Origin of the sequence: Halobellus sp. H-GB7 (genome assembly GCF_030848585.1) — an archaeon.
Lineage (GTDB): Archaea > Halobacteriota > Halobacteria > Halobacteriales > Haloferacaceae > Haloquadratum > Haloquadratum inordinatus.
In genome coordinates, this window is the sequence record NZ_JAVDDW010000001.1 from 939,552 (window position 1) to 962,639 (window position 23,088).

At 63.5% G+C, this 23,088-nt stretch carries 21 protein-coding genes; 9 read left to right on the forward strand and 12 right to left on the reverse strand.

The annotated features are described in order from the left end of the window. Nucleotides 1–1,539, reverse strand: a complete 1,539-nt coding sequence (locus RBH22_RS04880) for a COG1361 S-layer family protein (RefSeq protein WP_306676705.1) — start codon at nucleotides 1,537–1,539, stop codon at nucleotides 1–3. A gap of 320 nt (nucleotides 1,540–1,859) precedes the next feature. Between RBH22_RS04880 and RBH22_RS04885 the strand changes: the two genes are divergently transcribed. The 5 genes from RBH22_RS04885 (at nucleotide 1,860) to RBH22_RS04905 (ending at nucleotide 6,452) form a co-directional block, all read left to right on the forward strand. Next, a complete protein-coding gene (locus RBH22_RS04885) occupies nucleotides 1,860–2,303 on the forward strand; it encodes a DoxX family protein (RefSeq protein WP_306676706.1) in 444 nt (147 codons plus the stop codon). An 80-nt stretch (nucleotides 2,304–2,383) separates the two neighbouring features. Beyond that, complete coding sequence (gene mvaD, locus RBH22_RS04890) at nucleotides 2,384–3,358, forward strand: phosphomevalonate decarboxylase MvaD (RefSeq protein WP_306676707.1); 975 nt, start codon at nucleotides 2,384–2,386, stop codon at nucleotides 3,356–3,358. Nucleotides 3,359–3,489: 131 nt separating this feature from the next. After that, nucleotides 3,490–4,644 (forward strand): FAD-dependent oxidoreductase, encoded by a 1,155-nt coding sequence (locus RBH22_RS04895; RefSeq protein ID WP_256290450.1) that lies wholly within the window; start codon nucleotides 3,490–3,492, stop codon nucleotides 4,642–4,644. Nucleotides 4,645–5,035: 391 nt separating this feature from the next. After that, nucleotides 5,036–5,524, forward strand: coding sequence for a DUF3237 domain-containing protein (locus RBH22_RS04900; RefSeq protein WP_256290451.1), 489 nt, complete (start codon nucleotides 5,036–5,038; stop codon nucleotides 5,522–5,524). A gap of 157 nt (nucleotides 5,525–5,681) precedes the next feature. Further along, nucleotides 5,682–6,452 (forward strand): IclR family transcriptional regulator, encoded by a 771-nt coding sequence (locus RBH22_RS04905; RefSeq protein ID WP_306676708.1) that lies wholly within the window; start codon nucleotides 5,682–5,684, stop codon nucleotides 6,450–6,452. Between the two features lie 443 nt (nucleotides 6,453–6,895). Here the strand turns inward: RBH22_RS04905 and RBH22_RS04910 are convergent, their stop codons facing one another. From RBH22_RS04910 to RBH22_RS04930, 5 genes are all read right to left on the reverse strand, one after another. Beyond that, nucleotides 6,896–7,843 (reverse strand): D-2-hydroxyacid dehydrogenase, encoded by a 948-nt coding sequence (locus RBH22_RS04910; protein WP_256545102.1) that lies wholly within the window; start codon nucleotides 7,841–7,843, stop codon nucleotides 6,896–6,898. An 85-nt stretch (nucleotides 7,844–7,928) separates the two neighbouring features. After that, complete coding sequence (lpdA, locus tag RBH22_RS04915; protein ID WP_306676709.1) at nucleotides 7,929–9,353, reverse strand: dihydrolipoyl dehydrogenase; 1,425 nt, start codon at nucleotides 9,351–9,353, stop codon at nucleotides 7,929–7,931. Between the two features lie 82 nt (nucleotides 9,354–9,435). Next, the gene (locus RBH22_RS04920) at nucleotides 9,436–11,139 is read right to left on the reverse strand and encodes a 2-oxo acid dehydrogenase subunit E2 (RefSeq protein ID WP_306676710.1); all 1,704 of its coding nucleotides are present in this window, start codon (nucleotides 11,137–11,139) and stop codon (nucleotides 9,436–9,438) included. A gap of 157 nt (nucleotides 11,140–11,296) precedes the next feature. Then, the gene (locus RBH22_RS04925) at nucleotides 11,297–12,268 is read right to left on the reverse strand and encodes an alpha-ketoacid dehydrogenase subunit beta (RefSeq protein ID WP_306676711.1); all 972 of its coding nucleotides are present in this window, start codon (nucleotides 12,266–12,268) and stop codon (nucleotides 11,297–11,299) included. Beyond that, the gene (locus tag RBH22_RS04930; protein WP_306676712.1) at nucleotides 12,265–13,434 is read right to left on the reverse strand and encodes a thiamine pyrophosphate-dependent enzyme; all 1,170 of its coding nucleotides are present in this window, start codon (nucleotides 13,432–13,434) and stop codon (nucleotides 12,265–12,267) included. The genes RBH22_RS04925 and RBH22_RS04930 overlap by 4 nt, the downstream gene beginning before the upstream one ends. A gap of 203 nt (nucleotides 13,435–13,637) precedes the next feature. On the opposite strand from RBH22_RS04930, the gene RBH22_RS04935 reads away from it, so the two are divergent. Both RBH22_RS04935 and RBH22_RS04940 read left to right on the forward strand, forming a co-directional pair. Then, nucleotides 13,638–14,138, forward strand: a complete 501-nt coding sequence (locus RBH22_RS04935) for a universal stress protein (RefSeq protein ID WP_256545108.1) — start codon at nucleotides 13,638–13,640, stop codon at nucleotides 14,136–14,138. A 206-nt stretch (nucleotides 14,139–14,344) separates the two neighbouring features. Further along, nucleotides 14,345–15,376, forward strand: a complete 1,032-nt coding sequence (locus RBH22_RS04940) for an ABC transporter substrate-binding protein (protein ID WP_121570334.1) — start codon at nucleotides 14,345–14,347, stop codon at nucleotides 15,374–15,376. A 389-nt stretch (nucleotides 15,377–15,765) separates the two neighbouring features. On the opposite strand, the gene RBH22_RS04945 is transcribed toward RBH22_RS04940, so the two are convergent. From RBH22_RS04945 to RBH22_RS04970, 6 genes are all read right to left on the reverse strand, one after another. Next, nucleotides 15,766–16,749: a hypothetical protein gene (locus tag RBH22_RS04945; RefSeq protein WP_306676713.1), complete on the reverse strand. Its 984-nt coding sequence runs from the start codon at nucleotides 16,747–16,749 to the stop codon at nucleotides 15,766–15,768. Nucleotides 16,750–16,794: 45 nt separating this feature from the next. Next, nucleotides 16,795–17,169, reverse strand: a complete 375-nt coding sequence (locus tag RBH22_RS04950) for a Rieske 2Fe-2S domain-containing protein (protein ID WP_306676714.1) — start codon at nucleotides 17,167–17,169, stop codon at nucleotides 16,795–16,797. Further along, entirely contained in the window at nucleotides 17,166–18,254 is a 1,089-nt protein-coding gene (locus tag RBH22_RS04955) for an amidohydrolase family protein (RefSeq protein ID WP_306676715.1), read from the reverse strand. Before RBH22_RS04955 ends, RBH22_RS04950 begins: the two co-directional genes overlap by 4 nt. 299 nt (nucleotides 18,255–18,553) lie before the next feature. Then, nucleotides 18,554–19,339: an ABC transporter permease gene (locus RBH22_RS04960; protein ID WP_306676716.1), complete on the reverse strand. Its 786-nt coding sequence runs from the start codon at nucleotides 19,337–19,339 to the stop codon at nucleotides 18,554–18,556. Next, nucleotides 19,330–20,121: an ABC transporter permease gene (locus RBH22_RS04965; protein WP_306676717.1), complete on the reverse strand. Its 792-nt coding sequence runs from the start codon at nucleotides 20,119–20,121 to the stop codon at nucleotides 19,330–19,332. The genes RBH22_RS04960 and RBH22_RS04965 overlap by 10 nt, the downstream gene beginning before the upstream one ends. A gap of 2 nt (nucleotides 20,122–20,123) precedes the next feature. After that, complete coding sequence (locus RBH22_RS04970) at nucleotides 20,124–20,906, reverse strand: ABC transporter ATP-binding protein (RefSeq protein ID WP_121570340.1); 783 nt, start codon at nucleotides 20,904–20,906, stop codon at nucleotides 20,124–20,126. A 618-nt stretch (nucleotides 20,907–21,524) separates the two neighbouring features. Here RBH22_RS04970 and RBH22_RS04975 point away from each other — a divergent pair. Together RBH22_RS04975 and RBH22_RS04980 are read left to right on the forward strand one after the other, a co-directional pair. Beyond that, nucleotides 21,525–21,980, forward strand: coding sequence for a universal stress protein (locus RBH22_RS04975; RefSeq protein WP_306676718.1), 456 nt, complete (start codon nucleotides 21,525–21,527; stop codon nucleotides 21,978–21,980). A 73-nt stretch (nucleotides 21,981–22,053) separates the two neighbouring features. After that, nucleotides 22,054–23,055 carry a hypothetical protein gene (locus RBH22_RS04980; RefSeq protein ID WP_306676719.1) on the forward strand — a complete coding sequence of 334 codons (1,002 nt, stop codon included), beginning with the start codon at nucleotides 22,054–22,056 and terminating at the stop codon, nucleotides 23,053–23,055. The last annotated feature ends 33 nt before the right edge of the window (nucleotides 23,056–23,088 follow it).

Consider the following 23,088-nt stretch of genomic DNA (forward strand, 5'->3'; position numbering starts at 1 on the left):
TCAGCCCTGCCGGCGGTAGTAGAGGTACCCGCCGGCGACGACGACGAGCGCCACCACGACGAGGATCGGGACGATCGGAAGCCCGCCGCCGGAGCTAGCGGTCACGTCGACGGGGATCTGGTACGTGTCGGAGATGATCGTGTCACCGTCCTCGTCGTCGTACTGGAAGTCCATCTTGACCGGGTAGGTCTTCGCCGTCGCGCCGCCGCCGGCGCTGAGTTGGAAGACGATCGTCTCCGACTCGCCGGGTTCGAGGCGGTCGACGAACGCCTCGTCGTCGTCCGACGACAGCGGCGAGTCCATATAGATCTTCGCGGAGACGTCCGAGACCGCGTAGTCGCGGGTGTTCGTCACAGTCACCTCGAACTCACCGTCGGAGCCCGCGCTGAGCGTCCCGTTGACCGGTTCGACGTCGAACTCGGGCGTCTGGGGACCGACCTCGACGCGCGTGGGAATGTCGTCGGACTGTCGCGAGGAGCCGTCCTGATCGCGGTAGTCGACGGCGAGATCGAACTGTCGCGGGCCTGCGGACCCACTGCTCGTCACTTCCACGTCGAACTCGAACGGCGCGGACTCACCCGGTTCGAGCGACCCGACGGCGACCGACGTTTCGATCGGCGTGACTGTCGGACCCGGATCGGGGAACGTAACGACCGCGTTGTTTGCGGCCTTCGGACCCGTGTTGGTGACCGTCCCGGAGAGCGTTCCGGTCTCACCGACGCGGAGCGAACTACTCACGTCGGCCACCGAGAACGTCATCTCGGGGAGTGCCCGCAACGGCACGGTCAGGGAGGGGGTCGATCCGGTCGTGCCGCTGGGCTTCTCGAAGTCGATCTGCGCGCCGAGCGAGTAGTTGCCGACGGTTGCGCTGTCACCGAGCGTCGTTTCGAACTCGAACGTCCGGTTCGCGCCGCGTTCCCAGGTGTCGACGAAGCGCGTGCTCGATTGGCTGGCACCGAGTTGCACGTCCGGGGCCGACGACGAGAGCGTGAACGTCGAGTCGTACGCCGCGGAGTCGCCGACGTTCTTGACCGTCACTTCGAGGGTTCCCTGTCCGCTCACGGTCGCCGTCGAACTGGTGTCGACGACGTCGAATCGGGGGCCGGACTCGACGCGAACGGGGAGGTAGATGGTGGTCTTCCGTTCGACGTCGTTGCCCGCGCCGCTGTCGTACTCATACGAGAGTCGGAGGGGAATCCGGTAGGTGCCGCTCTCGATGTCTGAAGGGACGTTCAGTTTCAGCGAGAGACCGGCGGGCGTGCCGTCGGGCAGTTGTTCGACGTAGAGGTGTCTGGTCTCGACGTCGATCCGGCCGACGTCACGCGGACGGATGTGGACGTTGTGCGCCGAGCGAGTTTCGTCTTCGGCACCCTCGCCGTCGTTCACCAACTGGAAGGAGAGTTCGTTCACGCCGCCGGGTTGGAGCGAGGGATCGGGCGTGATTGTCTGGATGTTCGGATTGGATGTGAGCGCAGCGGCAGGAACCGTACTTACGAGGAGCGATGCGACGATCAGGACTGCCAGTGCCTTGCGTGTCATAGGTGGGGACCCGTTCGCGTCGCCGGCGTAGTCGGCGTGCTACCACTACAGTCCACCGACTGTCGACGCGAATTACGGTCGATACCACACTATCGACCGCCTGCTATATAAGGTATTGTAAATTTCTACAAACAGTGTTCGTGTTCTCGGCGTCGGAGCGCGAAAGTGCTCTCTCGGGCCCGTAGTGGCTGTTTCCCATCCCACTTCTCGCCGTCAGAACAAGAAAGCGTTGGCCGTTACAGCACGTTACAGTGACGTCACCTGGTATCATTAAAGTCAGGAAAATTATATATCGGTTCGTCTACGAACTACATACTGTGATGATACCTGATATCTCACCGATGGTATTGCAACTGAATGCCGGTTCCGAAGGAATCGCGTTCCTCCTGGCACGCGTTCTATTCGGCGTCGTACTGGCGTTTATGGGACTGAATCACTTCCAGGGAGTCGACCAGATGGCCGGGTACGCCGAGTCGAAGGGCATCCCGGCCGGGCGCCTGGCTGTCGTCTTCAGCGGCGGGATGTTGCTCTTCGGCGGCCTCGGAATCGCGATCGGCGCGTTCCCGGCGCTGGCTGCGGGCGCAGTCGCGCTGTTCCTGCTCGTCTCGACCCCGGCGATGCACGACTTCTGGGCCGTGCCTCAAGAGCAGCAGCAGTCGGGGATGACGAACTTCCTGAAGAACGTCGCGCTTCTCGGCGGCGCGCTCGTCTTTCTCGCGCTCTCCGGGGCCCCGTGGCCGTACGCGGTCGGTATCGGGCTGTAAGTACTCGCTGAACGGACCGTTTCTGCCCACCCGATCGAGTCATCGGGACGTTTAACCCGCCGTCCCTCCCGCGTAGGGGTATGAAGGCGACCGCTAAGGCGCATCCGATCCAGGGACTGATCAAGTATCACGGGATGCGCGACGAGGAGCTTCGCCTCCCGTATCACGACAGCATCAGCGTCTGCACCGCACCGAGCGGCACGAGGACGACGGTCGAATTTCAGCCGGACGCCGACGAGGACGTCTACCTGATCGGCGGCGACCGCGTCGAGGGCCGCGGATCCGAGCGCATCGACGCCGTCGTCGAGCACGTCCGCGACCTCGCCGATATCGAGCACCCGGTTCGACTCGAATCCGAGAACTCCTTCCCCTCGAACATCGGCTTCGGCTCCTCGTCCTCGGGCTTTGCCGCGGCCGCGATGGCCCTCGCGGAAGCCGCCGGCCTCGATATGACTCGCCCCGAGGTCTCGACGATCGCACGCCGCGGCTCGTCGTCGGCTGCCCGCGCCGTCACCGGCGCGTTCTCGCACCTCTACTCGGGGATGAACGATCGGGACTGCCGGTCCGAACGGATCGAGACGGACCTCGAAGACGATCTTCGGATCGTCGCCGCGCACGTCCCCGCCTACAAGGAGACCGAGCAGGCCCACCGCGAGGCCGCCGAGAGCCATATGTTCCAGGCGCGGATGGCGCACGTCCACCACCAGATCGACGAGATGCGCGACGCACTCTACGACGCCGACTTCGACCGCGCGTTCGAGTTGGCCGAACACGACTCGCTGTCGCTGACGGCGACGACGATGACCGGACCCGCGGGCTGGGTCTACTGGCAGCCGGACACGATCGCCGTGTTCAACGCCGTCCGCGAGCTGCGCGAGGACGAGGATGTCCCGGTCTTCTTCTCGACCGACACGGGCGCGAGCGTCTACGTCAACACGACCGCCGAGCACGTCGATACCGTCGAGAGCCGGATCGCAGCGGTCGGCGTCGACACCGACGTCTGGGAGGTCGGCGGCCCCGCACAGATCCTCCCGGAGTCCGACGCCCTGTTCTGACCGCGCTCGCGCCGTCACAGCCGCTCGCGTCGTCTCTGCCCCTCGTACGTCGCCCCGTCTCGACCCGCGTTTCTCGTCGTCGCCGCGAAACGGCCGTTCGCCCTTTTGCCCTCCGGTCCGAACGACAGGCTATGCGAGTCGTGATCCTCGGAGCCGGCTACGCCGGCGTGACGCTGGCGCGCCGTCTCGAATCGACACTCCCGCCATCGGTCGACCTCGTCGTCGTCGACGAATCAGACACGCACCTGGTCAAACACGAAGTCCACCGCGTCATCCGACGCCCGAGCGTCGCCGACGCGATTCAGGTCCCGCTGTCGGAGCTTTTCGATCGGGCGACAGTCCGAACCGACCACGTAACCGAAGTGGATCGCGACGAACGGAGGGTCCACCTCGCCAGCGGCGATGTGCTTGCGTACGACTACGCGGCCGTCTGTCTCGGATCGACGACCGCCGACTACGGTATCCCGGGCGTCGCAGAACACGGACTCCCCCTGACGTCCGTCGACGACGCGCTCGCGATCCGGGAGGCCTTCTTCGACGCGCTCGGAGCAGATTCGGCCGATGGCGGAAGTGAGGCGGTGCACGTCGTGGTCGGTGGCGCAGGCCTGTCGGGCGTCCAGACCGCGGGCGAACTGGCCGCGCTGGCACGCGAGGAAGGCGTCGACGCCGAGGTCACGCTTCTCGAACAACTGGACGACGTCGCGCCGAACTTCCCGCCGAACTTCCGGGAGGCGGTTCGCGAGGAACTCCAACCCCGTGGGGTGTCGATCTCGACCGGAACGACGGTAGAGCGCGCGACGGCGGACGCTGTCGAGACCGACCGCGGAAGGTTCGACGCCGACGTGTTCGTCTGGACCGGCGGAATCCGAGGCACGGACGCGATGGCTGGGGACCGCCCGATCGTTCGCAAGGACCTGCGGCTCGACACGCACACGTTCGTTGTCGGCGACGCCGCCCGCGCCGTCGACGCCGACGGCGAGCCCGTGCCCGCCTCTGCGTCCGCCGCGCTCCGTGAGGCGCGAACGGTCGCTGCAAACATCGCCCGCCTCGTCGACTACGAGAGTGCCAACGGTGACGATTTCGCGCCCAGGCTCGATCCCTACCGCTTCGAGGTCCCGGGCTGGATCGTGACAGTCGGTGAAGGGACGGTAGCTCAACTCGGTCCGGAGGTCGTGACCGGCGCGGCAGCGAAAGCGATGAAGACGGCCGTCGGTGCGGGACACCTGGGCTCGGTCGGCGCCGTGCGGGATGCCGTCGAGCTCGTCGAAGCGGAGTTACGGGCCTGACGGGGGTCGGCCCGCCGATCCGAACGCCGTCGTTCCGTTCGAGTCGGAGCTAGTGAGTCGACGAGACTGATCGGGGCTTTTGCATCCGAGTACAATCTGTTCAGTGTTATTTACGGTGTTATACCATATACCATATAACAAATTCAGTCTCTCTATATCAGTTAGAACTCGGTTATTCAAGGTCATTAAGTAAATTTACAAATGTTCTAATAGAGATTTAAAATATAGATTATATACCACTTGTACCGTAATGTTTGGATTTCACTTGGCGGCGAAAGTACATTAAGATAACACTGGTACATATGTTATACCCGCCGTCGGAGATGGATTGACGGACGGCGGATCGAGTTTCACGCGCAACGATTATGTATATTGGAGGTACAGGGAGAATATGGCAGACGATACCTGGCAGACCGACGATCCGAACTTGGAACTGGGCCTCGAACGCGTGATGGAACTGGAGATCGACGTCGAGTCGCCGATCGAGATCGGTCAAACCGGCGACGGACAACGACGGATCATCCCCATCCTGGGCGGGACTGTGTCGGGGCGTATCGAAGGGACTGTTCTCGAAGCGGGTGCGGACTACCAACTCTACCGGGAGCGGCGACCGACGGAACTCGTCGCCAAGTACGCGTTCGAGACGACCGACGGCGAGCGAGTGTACGTCGAGAACCGCGGGATGCGACTCGCCGATCCGGAGACGAGCCAGCGATTGCGCGACGGACTCCCGGTCGAACCCGACGACGTCTACTTCGCGTCCGTCCCGGAGTTCGAGACGGCCGCCCCCGATCTGGAGTGGCTCACCGAGAGCGTCTTCGTCGCCGCCGGGACTCGCCAGCCGAACGGCGTGCGACTGGCCGTCTACCGGGTCCGCTAGCCCGATTCGAGACACGGCGGTCGGCGTCCCAGTGTGTGGGACACCCTGGGTGGTGCTCGGCGTGGGGAGCAATCATAGGGCGATACGCCGATCTTCGAACGGGCGTACACGAGAAACGAACGATAACTATTATATTCTGAACGATGATGCACATCGTATGGATGGAACGAACGGGGAGCCGAAAACGCCCGTGAAGACAGCGCAGACGACGTTTCGGATCGTCGAGGCGCTCAAGTCCCACGACGGCGCGACCGTCACCGAACTCGCGACTCATCTCGACATCCCGAAGAGCAGCGCCCACAACTACCTCCGGACCCTCGAACACGAAGGCTACGTCGTTCAGCACGGCCAACAGTACGAGGTCGGGCTTCAGTTCCTCGACCTCGGCGGCTACGCACGGTCCAGAGAGCGCCTCTACACGGTTGCCACCCCGGAGATGGAGCGCCTCGCGGCGGCCACCGGCGAGTACGCCAACCTGCTGGTCGAAGAGCACGGCCTCGGGGTGTTTCTGGCCCGCGAGCGCGGAGAGAACGCCGTCAGCCTCGACTCGTACACGGGACAGTCCGTCCGACTGCACACGACCGCGCTCGGAAAGACGGTTCTCGCGTATCTCCCGCGCGACCGCGTCGACGCGATCATCGAGCGCCACGGCCTCCCGGCGAAAACCGACCGAACGATCACCGACCGGGCGGAACTGTTCGAGGCGCTGACCGAGATCAGACAGCGCGAGTGCGCGTACGACCGCGAAGAACGGATCAAGGGACTCAACTGCGTGGCCGTGCCGATCCTGAGCGACGGCGACATCACCGGCGCGCTGAGCGTGTCGGGCCCCGTCAGTCGAATGGATCAAGAGCGAATCGACGAGGAAATCCTCCCGGAACTTCGGCGGGCCGCGAACATCATCGAACTCAACCAGACACATTCGTAGTCCCCGTCGGCCGCTTTTGTTGGCGGAACGTATCGAGCAGTGACGCGCGTCGGCATCTGGATCGCGTCGGACCACGCCTTGGGACGAACCCATTTGCACCGAGAGACTACTCGGTCCAAACTAGATGCGAATAGTTGTTCGTAAGAGAAGAACGACTCTGTGAGAATTTTCCCGGTCGAACCACGGAGAGAATCGTCAATTGGGTGATAACGTACACGAAGTGTGAGGAGTCCGGATCGTGGGATCCTCTCTTGGCTAGCAGATTTCGCGAGATCAGAACGGGACTACGCCGTAGGCGAAAGTTGTCCAGCCACTCGTAGAGATTGTCGTCAGTCTCGTGAATTTCACGTCGTATCGTCCGGCGAGAATCTATGAACGGTTCCGATGACCCGGATCGGAAGCGACGAGCGAGGGAGTGGAAAGACGTCCGCGCGCGCTTCGACTCACACGATCTCGTTCCACGGCGTCGCGCCGTCGTTGAGTCGGCCGATGTTCGTTTCGACGAGGTCGGCGATCCGATCGCCGTAGGTGTTCGCTTGGGCGGCGGCGTGCGGCGTCACGACGACTTCGTCCATCTCCCAGAGCGGAGAGTCTCGGGGAAGCGGTTCGGGATCGAAGACGTCGAGTGCTGCACCCGCGATGTCGTCGTTTTCGAGGGCGTCGACGAGCGCGTGTTGCTCGACGATCGGTCCGCGGCTGACGTTGATCAGATATGCGTCCTCGCGCATCGCGTCGAGGACGTCTCCATCGACGAGTCCGCGGGTCGCGTCCGTCAGTGGCGTCGTGAGGACGACGAAACGAGCATCGGCGACGGCGTCCTCGATGCGCGACACGTCGTGGACGCGGTCGAGTCCGAGGCCCGAGACCGGACGGATGTCGACGCCCTCGACGTTCATTCCAAGCACGCCGAGTCGGGTCGCGACGCTGCCCCCGAGTTCGCCGAGACCGACGACGCAGGCGTTCGCACCGCTTATCTCGAAGGGCCGCTGCCAGGGGAGTCGCTCCCACTCGCCGTCGTTCTGTCGGTCGCGGAAGCGGTGGAGTCCCTTCGCGAGCGTCAGGACCAAACCGGTGACCGTCTCGGCGACGAGGTCGCCCGCGACGCCGGTGCTGTTGGTCATCGTCACGCCGGCCTCGCGGTAGTCGTCGAGTGGGAAATCGTTGTACCCCGATCGGATGTTGTGCACCCACTCGACAGCCCCGACGAACTCGTCGTGATGAAAGAGGGTGACGACGCCGTCGAAGTCGCTCACGTCGTCGGTGTCACACACCGCGAACTCGCAGTCGAGTCCGTCCATCTCCCGCAGAAGGTCGCGGAGATGTGCGGGTGGAACCGGATGCGTTCCCCACTCGTGGATACCGACGCGCTGGATCGCTCGATCGTTCGGCATACCCGATCCACCGACTGCGGAGGGATAGTTCCTTGGGTGAAACCGAATTGATTGCAGCGTGACGCGAGCGGTGAATGCCCTCAGATCAGCGGTTCAGCGTGTGAATCGCCTGTCCCTGCGCGTTTTCGGCGGCTTCCATCACGGCCTCAGCGAGCGTCGGATGCGTGTGCACCGTTCCGGCGACGTCTTCGAGCGTCGCGCTCATCTCGACTGCGAGTGCGACCTCGGCGACGATTTCGGAGGCGTTCGGGCCGACAATCTGCCCACCGAGGATTATTTCGCTCGCCTCGTCGGCGACGATGCGGACGAACCCGTCGGACTCGCCCATCGAGAGGGCGCGCCCGCTAGCCCGGAGCGGCATCTTCCCGACGACGGGGTCGAAGCCGGCGTCTGCGGCATCGTCCTCGGTCAGACCCACCGTGGCGATTTCAGGATCGGTGAACACCGCGGCGGGGATCGCCTGCTGGTCGAGCGCGGCCGGTTCGCCGGCGGCGACTTCGGCGGCGACGATTCCCTCGGCGCTCGCTTTGTGCGCGAGCATCGGTTCGCCCGCGACGTCCCCGACTGCGAAGACGTTCTCGACGTCCGTTCGCGCACGGTCGTCCGTCTCGATGAATCCGGCGTCGTTCGGTTCGAGGCCGATCGCGTCAAGTTCCATCGTGTCGGTGACAGGCTGTCGCCCGACTGCGACGAGGACAGCGTCGCCCTCGTACTGTGACACGTCTCCGGCTTCGGTTTCGGTCGAGACGAGCACGCCGTCGGCCGTCTCCTCCCAGCCGGTCGCGCCCTCACCGAAGTGGAAGTCGATGCCGAGTTCCTCGGCGCGCTTGCGGACGATTCGCTTGACGTCGGCCTCGTACGCCGGGAGCACGTCGTCGAGCATTTCGACGACGGTCACCTCGGTGCCGAGTTTCGTGAGCATCGTCGAGAGTTCCATCCCGATGTAGCCCGCGCCGACGACGACGAGTCGATCCGGGACGGACTCCATCCGGAGGAGCTGAGAGGAGGAGAGCACGGGGTCGTCCGCGAAGTCGAACCCGGGAATCTGAATCGGTCGCGAGCCTGTCGCGATCACCGCGTGCTCGAACTCGACGGTCTCCATCCCCTGTCCCTCCCCGCCGTGGGCGATGCGGGCGGTGTGTTCGTCCTCGAACGCGGCCGTCCCTTCGAGCAGCGAGACGCCGTTGGCCTTACAGAGCTTCTCGACGCCGCTCGTGAGCTGGTCGACGACGTCGGACTTCCACTCCTGCATCTGCAGCATATCGATCGCCGGATCGGCGTGGATCCCCATCTCCTCGGCGTTGCCCGCCTCGTGGGCGACGTCGGCGCCGTGGATGAAGGCTTTCGATGGGATACAGCCGCGGTTCAGACAGGCGCCGCCGTAGGCGTCTTTCTCGACGAGCGTCGTGTCCAATCCCAACTGTGCGCCTCTGATCGCAGCGACGTAGCCCCCAGGCCCCGCACCGATCACGAGAAGATCCGTCGCCGTCGCGATATCGCCCATTACCATACACCTCCCGTCTCGCTCCCCAGTCAAAAAGTCATCCGTCCGCGTCGCGGGACGAATCCGCAGATGGAACCGAGATTGTGCGTTACTCCAGGAGGAGTCGCGAGGGTTCTGCGAGCAGTTCCTTCACGCGGTTCGAGAACCGTGCGGCGTCTGCGCCGTCGACGAGGCGGTGGTCGACCGACATCGAGAAGCGCATCGTGTTTCGGGCGACGACCTCGTCGTCGAGGACCCACGGGCGCTTCTTGATCGGCCCCATCGCGAAGATGGCGGCCTCGGGGTGGTTGATGATCGGCGAGGAGAACTCACCGCCGATGACCCCGATGTTCGTGATGGTGAACGTGCCGCCCTGCATCTCTTCGGGCTTGATCTGTCGGTTCCGCGCCCGCTCGGCCAGATCGCGGATCTCCTCGGCCAGTTGCTTCAGCCCCTTCTCGTCGGCGTTCTTGACGACCGGCACCATCAGTCCCGCGTCGGTCGCAACGGCGATCCCGACGTTGTACTCGTCGTGGAGGACGATTTCCCCGGCCGACTCGTCGAGGCTCGCGTTCAGGTACGGGAACTCCGCGAGCGCGGTCGTGATCGCTTTCACGACGAACGGGAGATAGGTCAGTTTCACGCCCTCTGTCTCGGCGACGGCCGCCAGTTCCTCCTGCAACTCGACCAGTTCGGTCGCGTCGAACTCGTCGTGGTGGGAGACGTGCGGGGCGGTGTACTTCGACTCCGCCATCTGTTCCCCGATCGTGCGCCGAACGCCGCGGTACGGGACCCGCTCGCCCGGTCTGTCGGCGAGATCGCCGGCTGCTGCGCCCTCGCCAGGCGTTTCGGCCGCGGACCGCTCGTCTGCCGTCGTCACCGGTTCAGTGGCCGACTTCGCCTCCTCGGTGGTCGTCGCACCGGCGACGCCGGACGCGACACCGCTGGCCCCGTCACTACCCTCCGCCGCGAACGCTCGAACGTCGTCCGGCGTCACGAACGGTTCCCCCTCCCGCTCCTCGCTCGCGGGGACGGCGTTCAGATCGACGCCGAGGTCCGCCGCGAGTTGTCGCGTCGCCGGCATCGCGAGCGTGCGATCCCGCTCGGCAGCAGCGGCGCCGACGCCACTCTCTCGCTGCTCGACGGCCTCGGCCGTGCCGTTTCCGACTGCGGCCACCGCTTCGGAGTCGGCAGTCGTCGTCGCCGCAGTTTCGGCGGCTGCGGCACTTGCGGTCGCTGCCCCAGCAGCGGGTTCCTCGCCGGCGGGAGTTCCGGCACCCTGTGCGTGGGCGCGGACGTCAGCGCCGGCCACGCGGCCGCCCGGACCGCTGCCCTCGACAGCGCCGATGTCGACGCCGAGTTCCCGCGCGAGCGCTCTGGTGCTCGGCGACGCGAACACGCGACCCGACGGGACGGGTGACTCGCCCGGGCTAGCGTCTGCGGCCGCGTCGGCGGGTGTGCCTGCGGCCGCCGCGTCGGTGTCGGCTGCGTCGGCGGCTGTCTCTCCGGGACTCCCTTCGGCGTCGGCACTGGAGCTCGACGAGTCGCGCTCGGTCGCCGCTTCTTCGTCGCCCTCGACCTCGAACGTGGCGATGACGGCGTCGACCGGAACGATCTCGCCCTCGTCGTGGTGAAGTCGGGTGACGCTCCCGTCGTAGGGGCTCGGAATCTCGACGAGCGCTTTGTCGGTCTCTACCTCGGCGATGACCTGATCTTCTTCCACAGTATCGCCCGCTGCGACGAGCCACGAGACGAGTTCGCCCTCGGCGATACCCTCCCCGAGGTCCGGCAGCTCGAAAGTTCGCTCAACCATACGCTTCGGTCGACGCACTACCCTTTCAGTATTTCCCTGCGATCACGGGTTTCGGACTCCGGCGAAACGAAAATAAAAACGCTGTGGTCGATACGTCGAATCCGGACCGCAGGATGATTCGAGCCGAGGAGTCCGGATTTAGATTGTGACGGCGTTGTCAGACAGACAGCGCGCGCTCGATGCCTTCGACGATCCGCGGTGGGTGCGGGAAGTAGAAGTCTTCCATCGACAGCAGCGGGACGGGCGTGTCGAATCCGGTCACGCGCTCGACCGGGGCTTCGAGGTACATCAGCGCCTCGTCGTTGATCCGGGCGATGATCTCGCTGCCGACGCCGAGCGTTCGCGGTCCTTCGTGGACGACACAGCAGCGGCCGGTCTTCTTGACCGATTCGACGATCGTCTCGGCGTCCATCGGCGAGATGGTGCGGAGGTCGATCACCTCGGCGTCGACGCCGCTCTGCTCGACCGCCTCGAGCGTCGCCGGCATCATCGCGCCCCAGGCGACGACCGTCAACTCCGAGCCCTCACGACGGACGGCCGCTTCGCCGAGCGGAACTTCGTGCTCGCCCTCGGGCACCTCGTCGCGGATGGAGCGGTAGATCCGCTTCGGTTCCATAAACAGCACCGGATCGGGGTCCCGGATCGCCGCGGTAAGCAGTCCCTTCGTGTCCGCGGGCGTGCTCGGCACCGCGACCTTGAGGCCGGGAATGTGACCGTAGGCTCCTTCGAGACTCTCGGAGTGGTGTTCGAGCGCGCGGACGCCGGCGCCGTAAGGCATCCGGACGACCATCGGCGCGCTCAGTTCGCCGCGCGTGCGCCAGCGGATCCGACTCGCGTTCGTGACCAGTTGGTCGAACGCCGGGGGGAGAAAGCCCGAGAACTGAATCTCGGCGACGGGACGGTAGCCGTACATCGCCATTCCCGCCGCGCCGCCGACAATCGCGATCTCCGAGAGCGGCGTATCGACGACGCGGTCGCTTCCGAACTCCTCGAGGAGTTCGTCGGTGGCGCGGAAGACGCCCCCGCTCTCGGCGACGTCCTCGCCGAAGACGACGACTCGGTCGTCGCGTTCCATCTCCGTGTGTAGTGCGTCGTTGACCGCCTGTACGATAGTAGCCTGCATAGTCATCCCTTGGGTCGCTGTTCGATGTAGTCGTACATCTCGGGTCGGCGTTCGAGCAGTTCCTCGAATTCGTCCAGTTGGCGCGCGAGTTCGGGCGGCAGGTCGTCGCAGACGTACGCGAACATCTCTGCGACGCCGCGCTCTTCGAACTCGTTCGCGGCAGCGAGCGCCTCGTCGAACTCGGCTTCGATGTCCTCGACGATGGCGTCGTGGTCGATTTCGGACCAGAGGCCCTCGGACTTCAGGAACGTCCGGTAGCGCTCGATCGGATCGTTTTCTTCCCACTGCTGGACTTCCTCGTCGTCGCGATACCGGGTGGGATCGTCGCTCGTCGTGTGCGCGTCGAGACGGTACGTGACCGATTCGACGAACACCGGATCGCCGTTCTTGACGCGTTCGCGCGCGCTCTGGACCGCGTCGTACACCGCGAGCACGTCTTGGCCGTCGACGCGAATGGCGTCGATGCCGTACGCGAGCGCCTTCTGCGCGATGGTGTTCGCACCGCTCTGTTGCTCGAAGGGCATCGAGATGGCGTACTGGTTGTTCTGACAGAAGAACAGCGCCGGCAGTCCGAGCGAGCCCGCGAGGTTGATGCCCTCGTGGGCCGCGCCGGTACTGGTCGCGCCGTCGCCGAGATAGGCGGTCGAGACCGCGTCGGCGTCGTCGAGTTGCATTCCCCACGCGATGCCCGCGACGAGCGGGAGGTGTGAGCCGATCGAGATCGCGATCTGGGAGTTCTGACGCGCGAAGGCCTGTTGGCCCTCCTCGATGCCGCGCCAGAACAGGATCATATCCTTCATCGACGCGCCGCGCATAAACATCGGCGTCCACGCGCGCCCGACGTACAGCCAGTCTTGGGGCTGAAGCGTGAACGCGCTACCGATGATACTCGCTTCTTGACCGCGGGTCGACCCGAAGGTTCCGAGTTCGCCACGCCGCTGGATGTTCACCATCCGCCGTGAGAACACCCGATCAGTTACCATCCACCGGTACAGGTCGCACAACTCCTCGTCGTCGAGGTCCGGGATCGCCCCCTCGTCGTAGGAACCGTCCGGGGAGACGATCTGATGGGTGGGTACCTCCAGATTTCGCTGGGAGAGATACCGCACCTCGCCACCGCCGTCGTCGCCGACAGCTGGAGATGCACGTATGTCTGACTCTCTATCGCTCATTCGACGAGCGATGTGTTTCGTGGGCCCGGTAATAAAATCGCGGGTGGTGACGTTCGGTGATTCTATCGGGCGTGACGAGGTGGCGATTCTCGACGCCTTGGTGCCGAATGTCCCTCAGAGTGCGAGCAACCGCCCGATTGCGACAGGCCGAGAGGTGTAGAATCGGCACCACGATTTATTATCTCCCACTTAGAGTATCGTGTATGACGATACTCACAGCGGTCGACGGCGAGGCGATCCCCAGCCACGCCGTCGAACGCGGTGCTGAGTTGGCCGAGGCGTTCGACGTCGAGCACGTGGTACTGCACGTAATGCCGCAGGACGTCTTCGAGGAGTTCCGGAGCGCCGCCGGCGGCGGCTCGTCGCGGACGATCACGACGCCGGCCTCGTACGGCGGCGCCGACCAGCACCCCCACGAGGAGACCGAGGAGTACACCGTCGACGACGGCGAACGCCACGCCACCGGTGTCGCACGCGACGTCGTCCGTGGCACACTCGACGACCCGTCCAATACGGTCCTGAAAGGGCGCGTGGGCGAACCAGTCGAGGAAATCCTGGCTGAGGCCGACAGACGAAACGCGAAGTATCTCGTCATCGGCGGGCGACAGCGCACCCCGGTCGGCAAGGCTGTCTTCGGGAGCAAGACGCAGTCGATCCTCTTGGAGGCGGACCGCCCCGTCGTGACGGTGATGTCCCAGGAGTGAGGTGAACAGAGGCTACCCCCTTGTTCGCGGTGGCGGGACATCTCGACGTACTGGGACAGTCTCGTTCGAGTTTACGGGACGGCGAGCGATTGTCAGCAGAGCTGTACGCTGGCGCCGAAAAGAGCAGTGCGTCTGGCCGCAGTATGACGATTGCATCCCTCCAGGGAGACAGGTGATTTTATATACTCCCGTATCTATCCCATTCGATGATGGCATTCGATAACATTCGGCGCCGGTCGTTCCTGAAGTCCGGTGCGGCGGCTGGTACAATTGGATTAGCGGGTCTCGCTGGCTGTTCCGGCATCACGGGCGGCGGCGGCACCCCCGAGCTGGGACTCGCCTTTACCGTCCCGGTCGAGAACTTGGGTTCGCTCTTCGCGATTCCGGAGATCCAAGATCAGCTCACGAATCTGGGTTCCGAATACGAACTCAGCGTGACGCGTAACGAGAGTACGCCCGACTCACTGAACTCGATGGCGGCCGGCGAAGTGGATATGGCTCTCTTGACTACGGTGAGTTACGCCTCCGCAGTCCGCCAGGAAGCCGTTCCGGGCAACATCACGATGATCTCGACTGACTTCTGGGACGCCCACCCCGAGTGGTACGGGTTCACCATCTTCTCGGGCCCGGACTCCGACATCACCGAGATCGCCGATCTCGAAGGGAAGAACGTCGGCGTCAACGCACAGGGGACGGGGACGCACGCGATTCTCGAGAAGGGGATCCGGCAGGCAGATCTGAGCTTCGGGAGCGACGCGCAGATCGTCGAACTGCCGTTCCCGACGTTCGTCTCGGCGATCAACGACGGCCGGATCGACGCGGGTATCTTCCCCGCCCTGTTCGCGGTGTCGGCCCGCGCTGAAGGCTTCACCGAGGTCTACCGCAGTCAGGATCTCTGGGACGAAGCGTACCCGTTCGCGTACACGGTCGCGTCGAACAACGCCATCGACCAGAAGTCCGACGCGATCAGCGCGTGGGGCGAAGACCTCGACGAACTCGTCAACTACTGCTACGACAACCGCTCGGAAGTCGTCTCGCTGGCGGCCGAACACTTCGAGCTGCCCGAGTCGCTGGTCGACGGGTTCTTCCTCACGAACCAGGACTACTACCGACAGGACATCGGGATCGACATCGAACGGCTCCAGTTCGCGATCGACGAACTGGTCGACCTCGGCTTCGTCGAAGAGAGCTTCGACGTGGGCGAGTACGCGACCAACGAGTTCGTCCCGTCGAACTAACGCAACTCCAGAGACGTCCGTTCCGATTAGCAGAACGACACCAGGACAAACGTTTTGTAATATGGGACAGAAGGGTGGCACGGGGATCCACGAAACCGGAGGTCAGAGGCACTCGTGGCACGTGCTCGCGGGACGCTCGAGAGGCACCACCGACAGAGGCACCCAGCGGCCTAGCGACGCCGATACCCCACCAGATCCACACAGCGAACGCACTATCGCCTCGCGACCACAGCACCCCAGCCGCGGTCGACGCCATCGACCGGACGACGTTTCGCTCGGTCACGCCATCTCGGCGGTCAGCAGCGCGCCGACCGACGACGACTGCGTGATCGGCCCGCAGGTTGTCGGGTTCTCTTTTTCATAGCGAGAGAGCGGTCCTGAAGAGAATCCTACGCGATATCCGCACTGACGGCGTCGTACGCGTCGGTGAGCTGTTCGGTTTCCTCGTCGGTGAGCTCCCACTCGTGGATCGCCGCAACGCCGCCGGCGTCGATGTCGACGGGGACGCTGAGCGCGACGTTCTCGAACCCGTACTCGCCCGCGAGCGGTGTCGACAGACAGAACGGGCCGGTCCCGTCGCTATCGAGCGTAGCCTGTTCGTCTGCGGCCAGCATCGTACGAACCACGCGGGTGACGCCTGCGCTCGTGACCCAGCGAGAGGTCTCGTCGACGCCGCGCTTCTTCGCGATCTCGAATGGCACGTCGCGCACGAACTCGCGGACGTCCGCGCGCTCGTCGGCGGATATCTCGACCGGTTCACCATCGACGCGGGCCCGCGAGAAGACGGGCACCACGTTCTCCCCGTGCTCGCCCATTATCGGACAGTAGACGTCGTTTCGGTGGACGCCGAGTCCGTCGGCGAGAGCGTCCGCGACCCGCGCCGTCTCCGAGAGCGAGTAGCCGAGGAAGCAGCGCCGAGGCCACTCGAGGAGCGAGTAGAAGTGATAGACGAGGCGGTCGATCGGGTTCGTGACGACGAGGAGCGGCGTCGGATCCAGCGCAGTGAGGTTCCCCGCGACGTCCTCGACGATCTCGCGGTTGCGTTCCAGTTCGGCCTCGCGCGCACCGCGGTCGGTGGCGTCTTCCGGCTGGGGGGCGGCGGCGTTGAAGATCAGGAGGTCGGGATCGAGCGCGGGCAACTCCTCGGGCGTCGCAGAGTCGATCGTCCCTACGGAGTCCGGGTCGTACCTCTCGGAGGCACCCGGGGCGTTCGCGAAGTGATAGCCCGCGTGGGAGACGTCGGTCGCGTGCGCCCAGGCCGCCCCTTCGTCGATGTCGACGAGCGAGACGTCGACGGTCGGTGCCAGCCCGGCGAGCGTGTAGGCGACCGTCGATCCGATGGTGCTCGCGCCGCCGATGATCGCGACGTGCATACGATCACCTCACCGCTGAGACACAAGTAGATTGCCCCGTGCGGTTCATTCGCCGGTGTCGACGTAGACGATCCCGTCCTCGACGACGACGTCGTACATCGGCAGTTGGATGCGTTCGTCGCCGATATGTGTACCCGTCTCCAACTCGAACGACCAGCCGTGCCAGGGGCAGGAGATGATGCACTCCTCGCCGTAGTACTGCTCGACGCGTTCGCCCGTGCCAGTAAATTCGCCGAGGAGTTCGCGCTGGACAGTGCCCTTACAGACGGGGCCGCCGTCGTGTGGACACTGGTTTCTGAGCGCGTAGAACTCCCCGTCGGCGCGGACGACGCCGACTTCCGCGCGGCCGACTTCGACGATGGCGTGGTCGCCGTCCTCGAACTCGGTCGCAGGACCGACCTCGACGAGGCCGTCGCTCATAGTCCGAACACCCCCTCGGCGTTGCCCGCCAGAATCGCGCGTCGGTCGTCGTCGTCGAGCATCGGCAGATCGTTGATGATGGACGGGCTATCGAAGTCCCAGTGGGGGTAATCGGAGGCGTACAGGAGTCGGTCGGTCCCGATCATATCGAAGCAGAGTTCGAGGAGTTCGTTCCGTGCGGAGATTTCGAGCGGTTGCGTGCCGAAATAGAAGTCCGTGATGTACTCGCTGGGGCGCGTATCGAGCAGCGGCGCTTCCTCGGGGCGCTTGAGGTACTCCTCGTCGAGACGGCTGATGAGGCCCGGAATGTACGTCACGCCGGACTCCATAAACACGATGTCGAGGTCGGGGTACTTCTCGGGGATACCTTGACAGGCGACACTGACGATCTGAGACATATTGGATTCGAGGAACCCGAGCGTGTGGGTCTCGATCATCTCCTGGTATCCCGCGCGGACGTACTCGTCGAGTCCGGAGCCGCCGGTGTGATACACGACCGGGAGGTCGAGATCCTCACACCGCTCGTAGATCGGGTCGTACTTGCGGCTCCCGAGCGGTGGGCTCGCACCCGCGGTGACGAAGCACGCACCCACGTAGGCCTCCTCGTCCTCGATTCGGTCGAGAATGTCGAGAGAGGCCTCAACGTCGCCGTACGGCATCGGTGCGAGTCCGTAAACGCCGTCGTCGGGGTCGAGCACTTCTTCGAGCATATACTCGACGTAACCCTTCGTGAACGCCTGGACGCGCTTGTCGTCGGCGTTGACGCCGCCCATCGCGAGGATGAGGTGTGAGATCTGTAGCGACACGTCGATGTCGAGGAAGTCCATCCCCTCCCTGACGCGTTCGGGCTCTTCGGGTTCGTCGGGGTAGTTCGAGTGCTCGCGGACGACTTTCCCGTAGTTCTGCCTGTCGCCCGTCGACGTCGGGAAGAACGAACTGAGGTTCTGCTTCACGCCCGCGTCGTCCCAGTTGCTGTGTTTGTACTTCGTGCGCCACGGCTCGGGCATATACGCCGCGACTTCTTTGAAGGAGTCCTGATAGTGCCAATCGCAGTCGATGATCCGCTCTCGTGCCGCGTCGATCATCGTATTCCCTCCGCGTGAGCGATACTGATAGGGGTTATCGTAACTGTTCGGAGATTCTCGCCGTACCGTCCGGTGAGAAATCTATGGAGACTTACGATAACCCCTATGAGTACAGTGGCCCGCCCCGCCGAGCGTCTGCCCGCCGCAGCGTGACCGTGTGTGGTTGTCTCTGACATATTAGAGAATCTTTGATGGACAACCATTTAGATTTTTACGCTAGCGCGAAGCCAAACAGCCGCGAACTGTCTAGTAGCGAGTTCAAACGGACGAAACGGGATCGAAGAAAACGGTGCCGAAGTTCAGGTCCAGTGAAGCAGTCGGCCGCGGACGAAGCGAAGGATACGGTCGAGACCGATGCCGATGAGCATAATCGCGATGATCGCCGCGTACACCTGCGTGGACTCGAAGGAGCGGACGCCCTCGATCTCTAAGGCTCCGAGGCCGCCACCGCCGGCCACCATCTCGAAGACGAACGTGATGATCAGCGAGAGCGGCATCGCGATCTGGAACCCGGTCAGGATACCCGGCAGCGCTGCGGGCATCACGACGCGCCAGAGGAGTCGCCGATCGCTCGTGCCCATCATTTGCGCCGACCAGATGAGGTTGGTCTCGACCTGTCGGGTGCTCTCGCGGGCGTTGACGGCGACGGGCCAGAACGTCCCGACGGCGACCATAATGATCTTCGAGATGTCGCCGATGCCGAACCAGAGCATAAACACCGGGATGAGCGAGATGATCGGCACTGGGTAGCCGATCTTGATGATCGGGTCGAAGAACCAATCGACGATGTCGTTCCGCGCCGAGAGGACGCCGACGATCACGCCGAGCACCGAGGCGATGGCGAGGCCGATGAGCGCTCGCTGTAGCGTCAGGTACGCGTTGAACAGCATCTCGCCGCTCAGCGTGAGTTCGGCGAATCGGATGAGGATGTCAGACAGCGGCGGGAGGAAGTAATAGTGGATCAAGCCGAGTTGCCCGACGACCTCCCAGAGCACGAGTAAGATCACGAGCGAGTACACTGACTTACCGAACTCGACGAGTCGGGAGAGATCCAGCCCACGGGAGGCGTCGGCGGTTACGTCCATACTAACAACCTCCCACGCGCCTCCTCGAAGGCACGGACGGCCACGAACGCGACCGCCGAGATGATGACGATGTTCGCGAACATCGTCGGGTAGTTCCCGATCTGTCCGGAGGTGAGGATCAGATAGCCCATCCCTGCGTTCGAGGCGATGAGTTCAGCGCTCACGAGCGCGATGAAAGCGATCGGCACCGCCTGACGGACTCCGGTCATAATCTCGGGGATCGTTGCGGGAAAGACGATCTTATAGAGGATCGACCGTTCGTCGGTCCCCATCATCTGGGCCGCCCAGACGAGGTTCTGATCGACGTTCTCTGCGGCGTTGTTGGCGTTCAGCACGATCGGAAGCAGACACGCGAGGAAGACGATGAGGATCGCCGTCTTCGTCCCGACGCCGAGCCAAAGGATGGCGAGGGGGACGAGAGCGGTCTTGGGGATCGGATACGTCATCGAGAGGAAGATGTCGAAGAAGTTCTCGACTGGATCGGACCTGGCCATCCCGACACCGAGGAGGACCCCGACGAGGATGCTCAATCCGAGTCCGACGCCGACGCGGAACAGCGAAATAAACAGGTGAGAGAACACCTCGCCGGAGACGAAGAGGTCCACGATTTCGGCTCCGACGGTCGCTGGGGCGGGGAGGACGTCGGTCGCAACGATCCCGCCACTCACCAGCTCCCAGACGAGGACCACGATGCCGAGCGGGATCCAGTCGACAATCGTGTTGACGACGCCCTGAACCGGGGTCGGAAGCACCTCGATGCTTCGCGACGTCGCGTATCGCACGGTTACAGTGTCACCTCTGTTTGCGTCTCCTCGTGGAGCGACTTCCAGACGTCGTTCTTGAAGTGAGCGAAGTCGTCCGACGTGACGATCTCCTCACGCGATCCCGAGCGGTCCAGATCGATCTCGGCGACGGTCTTTTTCGTCCCCGGGTGTCGCGTCATAATCAGCACACGCTCGGAGAGGTACACCGCCTCCTCGACGTCGTGAGTGATGAACAGGGCGGTCTTCCCGAGGTCGCTCCAGATGTCCAGCAACTGGTCCTGCAGCGATTCCCGAAGCGGCTGGTCGAGCGCGCCGAACGGCTCGTCCATCAGGAGGATCTTCGGCTCGTACGCCAGCGTACGGGCGATGCCGACGCGCTGTTTCATCCCACCAGAAAGCTCTTTGGGATACTTGTCCTCGAACCCGTCGAGGTCGACCATATCGATGTACTTCTGGGCGATGTTCTGGCGTTCGTCCTTCGGAACGCCGTCTTCTTCGAGTCCGTACGTGACGTTCTCGTAGACGGTCCGCCAGGGGAATAGCGCGTAGTCCTGGAACACGACGCCGCGGTCCGTGCCCGGTCCGTTGATCGGGTCGCCGTCGACCGAAATCGTTCCCTCGGTAGCGTCCAGAAAGCCAGCGATGAGATACAGGAGGGTACTCTTTCCGCAACCGCTCGGTCCGACGACGCTGACGAATTCGCCGCCGTCGACCTCGAAGTTGAGGTCTTCGATCGCTTTCGTTCGCTCTGCGCCTTGGCCGTATACTTTCTCTAGTCCAGATATGGTGACTCGTCCATCCATTATAGATTCACCTCGTCGTGCGCGCGGGAGACCGTTCGGTCCGCCGCCGCTCGTTCGCCGTCGCCGCGTTCATTTTTGATCATTTACGTCATCTGTTACCGCAGCGTGTCCCGTGATACGTTTCCGGCAGCCGCAAAGCGAGGACGTCACCGAGACCACCTCGGTGGAGTTCCGCACGGAGTTTGAACACGTGACACGGTCGAATGATTATGACCGTTACTGCTTACCACGTAACACGATGTCGATAGCGTCACCATCGTACAAAAACCTTCCTTCCGACGCATCGTGTGCCGGCTCAGTACGGTTTCCGTACTGTTCCCGAGCCGGCATTAAAAACAGAAGATAATTAGGTTTAACGTTAAAACAAATCGCTATATAGTTTGATACTAATAGAAATATAGATTGTATTCCGTGAGTATCGGCATCAAAACCCATTAACAGGATATCTCAAATCCTGAGCGGTGAAAACCTCATAATATAAACTTAAATTAGTTTCTTATACTCTCATTTCGTTTACATTAGTAGATGTGCACAATCAACACAGGCGTCGTATATCAGTTCCCGTGAAATTCGTTCCACCCTCGACATTTTTTACGTCGGGTGACGTACTCCGTGAGTATGTACGAGCAGATACTGCTGGCGACAGGTGGCGAAGTGGCGTCGGATCGAGCGGTCGAGCACGCGATTGACCTGGCGGCACAGCACGGCGCGACACTACACGTGCTGTTCGTCGTCGATAGCGACGTGTACGACGCCTATAGCGGCGACGAGTACGTCGACGAAAGTGAGGGACCGGAGCACGGCCTCGAAGAGGTCGGCAAAGACGCCGTCGCCGCAGTCGTCGAAAAAGCGGACTCCCGAGGCGTCGACGCCGAAGGGCACGTCCAGCACGGGCAGCCACCGGAAACAATCGTCGAGTTCGCCCGCGACGCCGGCGTCGACGTCGTCGTGATGGGAACGCGCCGCCGGCCCGACGAGTACCGGAGCCTCCTCGGAAGCGTCACCGACCGCGTTCTCAGACTCGCCGAAATGCCGGTCACAGTAGTCAAGACGCCGGTCGAACCCGGGCGATAACTGTAGATTCACCACCGCACCGCCGTTTCGCCGGGATTTTTTTATCGTCGGGACTGAATGACAGGTATTCCCGATGACCGCCTTCCAGCCCTCCAGACGTCAGTTTCTCGGGACGGTCGCAGCATCGACGCTCGTCGGCACCGCCGGCTGTCTCAGCGCACTCGATCGCTCCAGCGACGACCAGAAGCGAACGCTCAGGCTCACGCTCTCTCGCGTCGGCGGTTCACTCCGCGAGGTATTCGTGGCCGACCTCTCGGAGACGAGATCCGACCGCGACGACGCGGCGTTCCGGACCGTTCTCGACGGGGGATCGTACACGGCGCAGTATCGGAAACCGTTCGCGTCGACTCCCGAGACCCCCGTCTACACCGAACGCGGCGGGACGTACTACCGGCTCGACTCCGTCGTCGTTGACGAGGTCGAGACGACCCACCCTGTGCTCCGACTCTCGGAAGCCAGTGGCGAAACGGAGACACAGAGCGAGACCGACGCCGATTCGACGGTGACGGCGTCCGAGCTACCCGACGTCGACGCCAAAGCGGTCCGTGTCGCACAGATGGGTGCACGGGCCCGGGGGAATGCCGGCGGGGCTCCGTGGGGACTACTCCAGCGCGGCGGCTACGTCTACCGCGACGACGACCAGCGCAGAGCAAGCGCGCTGTTGGGGTCGGACGCACCGACACACGTCCGCTATCGGGATCGCCGGTACCGGATCGACGTCTCTCGCGAGCAGTTCTACGAGCCCGTCTATCGGGCGACCGTCGAACCGGTCGCCGAGTCACCAGAGGAGATGGAAGCGATCCTGCGCGCCAGATTCGTCGACGCCCGATTCGCCCGAGACGATCTGTCGGCTGCCGCACGCGACGTACTCGAAACCGCACGACAGGGCGAATATGGCGAATCGCACCCCTACTCGGATGCGTATCGGAACGTACTGCGCGCGATGCACAAACGGGCCTATCTGGATGGAAACATCAGCAAAGACGCCGGCGTCGACAATTCGGGACGACAGATCCTGCGGTACGACGACGTCTACTACGACTATCGGCTCCGGTTCGTCGACGACGGGGCCTGAAAATTAAACGAGGTGACGACTGCCGGGGCTCTC

Bases quoted from the DNA above. Each gene is read 5' to 3' on its own strand.
- mvaD (WP_306676707.1), top strand. From the start codon at position 2,384: ATGAAGGCGACCGCTAAGGCGCATCCGATCCAGGGACTGATCAAGTAT.
- RBH22_RS04895 (WP_256290450.1), top strand. From the start codon at position 3,490: ATGCGAGTCGTGATCCTCGGAGCCGGCTACGCCGGCGTGACGCTGGCG.
- RBH22_RS04930 (WP_306676712.1), bottom strand. From the start codon at position 13,434: ATGAGCGATAGAGAGTCAGACATACGTGCATCTCCAGCTGTCGGCGAC.
- RBH22_RS04920 (WP_306676710.1), bottom strand. From the start codon at position 11,139: ATGGTTGAGCGAACTTTCGAGCTGCCGGACCTCGGGGAGGGTATCGCC.
- RBH22_RS04970 (WP_121570340.1), bottom strand. From the start codon at position 20,906: ATGGATGGACGAGTCACCATATCTGGACTAGAGAAAGTATACGGCCAA.
- RBH22_RS04955 (WP_306676715.1), bottom strand. From the start codon at position 18,254: ATGATCGACGCGGCACGAGAGCGGATCATCGACTGCGATTGGCACTAT.
- RBH22_RS04940 (WP_121570334.1), top strand. From the start codon at position 14,345: ATGATGGCATTCGATAACATTCGGCGCCGGTCGTTCCTGAAGTCCGGT.
- RBH22_RS04900 (WP_256290451.1), top strand. From the start codon at position 5,036: ATGGCAGACGATACCTGGCAGACCGACGATCCGAACTTGGAACTGGGC.
- RBH22_RS04925 (WP_306676711.1), bottom strand. From the start codon at position 12,268: ATGACTATGCAGGCTACTATCGTACAGGCGGTCAACGACGCACTACAC.
- RBH22_RS04980 (WP_306676719.1), top strand. From the start codon at position 22,054: ATGACCGCCTTCCAGCCCTCCAGACGTCAGTTTCTCGGGACGGTCGCA.
- RBH22_RS04880 (WP_306676705.1), bottom strand. From the start codon at position 1,539: ATGACACGCAAGGCACTGGCAGTCCTGATCGTCGCATCGCTCCTCGTA.
- lpdA (WP_306676709.1), bottom strand. From the start codon at position 9,353: ATGGTAATGGGCGATATCGCGACGGCGACGGATCTTCTCGTGATCGGT.
- RBH22_RS04935 (WP_256545108.1), top strand. From the start codon at position 13,638: ATGACGATACTCACAGCGGTCGACGGCGAGGCGATCCCCAGCCACGCC.
- RBH22_RS04950 (WP_306676714.1), bottom strand. From the start codon at position 17,169: ATGAGCGACGGCCTCGTCGAGGTCGGTCCTGCGACCGAGTTCGAGGAC.
- RBH22_RS04945 (WP_306676713.1), bottom strand. From the start codon at position 16,749: ATGCACGTCGCGATCATCGGCGGCGCGAGCACCATCGGATCGACGGTC.
- RBH22_RS04905 (WP_306676708.1), top strand. From the start codon at position 5,682: ATGGATGGAACGAACGGGGAGCCGAAAACGCCCGTGAAGACAGCGCAG.
- RBH22_RS04885 (WP_306676706.1), top strand. From the start codon at position 1,860: ATGATACCTGATATCTCACCGATGGTATTGCAACTGAATGCCGGTTCC.
- RBH22_RS04910 (WP_256545102.1), bottom strand. From the start codon at position 7,843: ATGCCGAACGATCGAGCGATCCAGCGCGTCGGTATCCACGAGTGGGGA.
- RBH22_RS04960 (WP_306676716.1), bottom strand. From the start codon at position 19,339: ATGGACGTAACCGCCGACGCCTCCCGTGGGCTGGATCTCTCCCGACTC.
- RBH22_RS04975 (WP_306676718.1), top strand. From the start codon at position 21,525: ATGTACGAGCAGATACTGCTGGCGACAGGTGGCGAAGTGGCGTCGGAT.